Here is a 3017-nt window from a genome sequence, read left to right as displayed (position 1 = left end):
ATAAAAACTCATTATTTTTTGATAATTTACCAATCAATTCGTTTTTTTCATTAACAACTGTTTCATACTCACAAAAATAAACAAACTCGCCACTATCATGCTTTTCAATCCTACCGAATCGACCTTTAGTATATCTTTTAATCACGACACCACCATAACCTTTTCTCCACGTATTAATTCTAATCCTTCAATCAATAAACCTTCCTTTAATGCCTTGGTTAGTTCTCTCTTTTTAGGCGTATAAGTCTCAGGTTCGTATTTTACATAATATTCCGGTAACTTCTTACAGTCATATCCTTCCGGGATAAAAACAATTTCCCTGCCATCCTGAATCCTAACATCAGCATAATCTCCTGATATTTTTTTGATGTTAAATTCAATCATGGTTTCACGTATTAACTTACGAATACGCTCTGCCGCATTTGTGGCTGTTTTATGGCGTTTTTGTGCTTTATCTAATAAATCCTTTCGTGCTGATTCATTCGCTTCAACTTCGCACAAAATCCCAACCAAAAACTCTAGTTTGTGTTCTACGCTTCCAGTGATATTTGCAAGTTTTGAATAGAGTAAATCTATCTGTTCTTTATCTTGTTCATCATTAGGATCAAGAAAGAATAATTCATCGACTATTTTTTGCTGATCGTCTTTAAGTTCGTGGATATATGCCATTTATTTCCCAAAAGCCTTTAATATTTTACTTAACCCAATTAAAAAAGTTCCAATAATAAACACAATAATAGCACTACCAAATACAAACGCAATTCCACCATACAATGGCAATAATACCAAGACCCATGACCAATCTATATAATTAGTCAATTTCAATCCAATAAATAGAATGGTTAATCCATATAAAAAGTATTTCATATTATTATCTCTAAAATAAGCCCATCCTTGGGCTTGTGTTTAATAATGTTTAACAAACGTATGTTTGTTATTTATAATTTACTAGAAAGGAAAAGAATCATCATCAAATGACGAATTAGAATTAGAAGCCTGATTTACAATCTGCGCATCTTGTGCCTTAATAACTTGTTGTGGTGATAGTTTCAACCGTTTAACATCCGCTAAATCATCAACAAAAGCATCAATTGCAACTGCGTCTGTTTTTTCTAATTTCTCTTTTCCTGTCTTACCTGTTTCTGCATCGAAGAATCTTAAGCAAACAGCGCGTTCGCCTAGTTCTCCTGTTTCAACATAAACAGTGCCTTCTAATTTTTGTTTCTTGTACTCTTCAATTTGCCAAACAGTACCAAACTGTTTATTTTCTAGCTGAGGATATGAAGTAACGCGTTTAGATACCATACCTTTGGAGTCATAATCATACACTTCAATAGTGGTGTTTTCTTTTGGTGTTAAATTAGCAATGCCTAATGAAGCCATTAAAGTTTGCAAAAACTTTACCTGAAAATCAACAGGTTGACCGCCATTTTTAGCGCTCCAATGCCAAATGTCAATACTTCCATCCTTACCATCATTACTGATATAATCAAGATGAATAGCTTTTGAACCGCTTGCCGCTACTTTTTCATACGCCCTTAATGCCAGTCCGATATATTTACCAGTCGTATTGATTCTTCCGCCTGAAAAACTTTCACTCTTTACCGCATCTTGATCTAATGTAAAACTTAAACTCATTGTATTTATTTCCTATTTTGTTTTAAAATTGTTTATTAACTATTCATATCAGCAAAGAATTTTTTAGCTACTGACTCTCTATTTTCATAATTGAAAAAATAAGCATCTGGAATTGATTTCTCGTTAGAACTTCTTACTTTAGCATAAAAAAGACTGGTTGATCTAACATGTAAAACTGATTCAGACAATGTTGTGCCGTTTGCTAGTGTTTTTAATCTTTGGCCTTCTCCTCTTTTTATTGTATTAACTTCACTTGATAGATAAGCGCACCAGTCTGCATCTTTTTTAATTAATGCAGGAACATTGCAATTACCGTAAGACATTAACTCCATATCAATAATCTTATAACTATCTCCATTTTCAGCCGTAGTATTTACTCGGTGAGCATGGGTGATAAGTATAACATTATATCCGCACTTATCCCTAAGCATTTTACACACTGTTAGTAATTTACGCCAGTTATCCATTGCAAAAACTCTACCATCATAATTAAGGTCTGCAATACAGGTTACTGGTTTTGGTTCTTTACCTCCTGTTGAAGGGTGTTTTTGTATAACATCTATTTCATTTAATGCCTCAAAAAAACCCAAACTATCAATAACAACAGTTTTAATAGGATGTGGCAATTTAGCGGTGTTCTCGCTTTTCATTAGCCATTTCAACATATCCCAAAATTGATCTATGGTTCTCGGTAAAATAGTAACTCTTTTTCCATTCACTGTTTTTGTAAACTTTTGCGCAGGTTCTGGTATCCAATCTACTCCATTTTCAAGTGCAACATAAAATGGGTTTTCAGCATGTAAACAAAGTCCAGTTTTTCCAGCCCCAGCAAAGCTATAGATAATTCCTAGTGTTGGCCTATTAATTGAACCACTCGATACCTCAAGTGAGTCCATAAATGATAATGGTTGTTCTTCACTCACTTTTATTCAACTCCTTTTCCATGTCATCACAATAAGCATCCAATGATTCAGATACCATATCTTGTATTTTCAACTTCTTTCCTTTCTCCTTACATTTTTGTTTAATCCACCTAACGCGTTCCATAATAATCGATGGAGCGGCTACTTTGCATGTTTCTGTTTTTTCTTCTTTACTCATGTATTATCTATCCTATTTCAACTAAATCTAAACTGGTTTTGTATTTTTTTGTTATGTCTATTTTGTTCATTTTAATTAACCCTTGTTCTTTCTTTATTTTCTTTATTTTCTTTATTTTCTTTTACTTCTTCAACATCAGCATATGATCCGTATATAAATGCTACAAAACACCTGCAAATAGCATCTTCAAGTTCAAAACTACGCTTTTTAGCTAATATATCCCTTCTTTCTGACGGCCTTAATGACTTGTCACGTTTGATATATGCCGTCCAATAAAT

General features: G+C 33.2%; 6 protein-coding genes. All 6 read right to left on the bottom strand.

Annotated features, from left to right (window positions below; translation table 11 throughout):
• Window positions 1–141 precede the first annotated feature (141 nt).
• Window positions 142–669, bottom strand: a complete 528-nt coding sequence (locus WC622_RS16820; protein ID WP_372820849.1) for a siphovirus Gp157 family protein — start codon at window positions 667–669, stop codon at window positions 142–144.
• Entirely contained in the window at window positions 670–867 is a 198-nt protein-coding gene (locus tag WC622_RS16815; protein ID WP_372820848.1) for a hypothetical protein, read from the bottom strand. It abuts the gene before it with no gap.
• An 81-nt stretch (window positions 868–948) separates the two neighbouring features.
• The gene (locus WC622_RS16810; protein WP_372820847.1) at window positions 949–1638 is read right to left on the bottom strand and encodes a hypothetical protein; all 690 of its coding nucleotides are present in this window, start codon (window positions 1636–1638) and stop codon (window positions 949–951) included.
• Between the two features lie 35 nt (window positions 1639–1673).
• Entirely contained in the window at window positions 1674–2534 is an 861-nt protein-coding gene (locus tag WC622_RS16805) for an AAA family ATPase (RefSeq protein ID WP_372820846.1), read from the bottom strand.
• Window positions 2535–2553: 19 nt separating this feature from the next.
• Window positions 2554–2739, bottom strand: a complete 186-nt coding sequence (locus WC622_RS16800) for a hypothetical protein (RefSeq protein ID WP_372820845.1) — start codon at window positions 2737–2739, stop codon at window positions 2554–2556.
• A 71-nt stretch (window positions 2740–2810) separates the two neighbouring features.
• Window positions 2811–3017, bottom strand: a 207-nt coding sequence (locus tag WC622_RS16795; protein WP_372820844.1) for a hypothetical protein, incomplete at its 5' end; no start/stop codon positions are given.

This window comes from Pedobacter sp. (assembly GCF_041662865.1).
GTDB lineage: Bacteria > Bacteroidota > Bacteroidia > Sphingobacteriales > Sphingobacteriaceae > Pedobacter.
Note: the sequence above shows the minus strand (reverse complement) of the source record. Positions and strands in the feature narration are given on the sequence as shown.

Excerpts from the sequence above, each read along its gene's own strand:
- WC622_RS16820 (WP_372820849.1), bottom strand. The coding sequence starts at position 669 with ATGGCATATATCCACGAACTTAAAGACGATCAGCAAAAAATAGTCGAT.
- WC622_RS16815 (WP_372820848.1), bottom strand. The coding sequence starts at position 867 with ATGAAATACTTTTTATATGGATTAACCATTCTATTTATTGGATTGAAA.
- WC622_RS16810 (WP_372820847.1), bottom strand. The coding sequence starts at position 1,638 with ATGAGTTTAAGTTTTACATTAGATCAAGATGCGGTAAAGAGTGAAAGT.
- WC622_RS16805 (WP_372820846.1), bottom strand. The coding sequence starts at position 2,534 with ATGGACTCACTTGAGGTATCGAGTGGTTCAATTAATAGGCCAACACTA.
- WC622_RS16800 (WP_372820845.1), bottom strand. The coding sequence starts at position 2,739 with ATGAGTAAAGAAGAAAAAACAGAAACATGCAAAGTAGCCGCTCCATCG.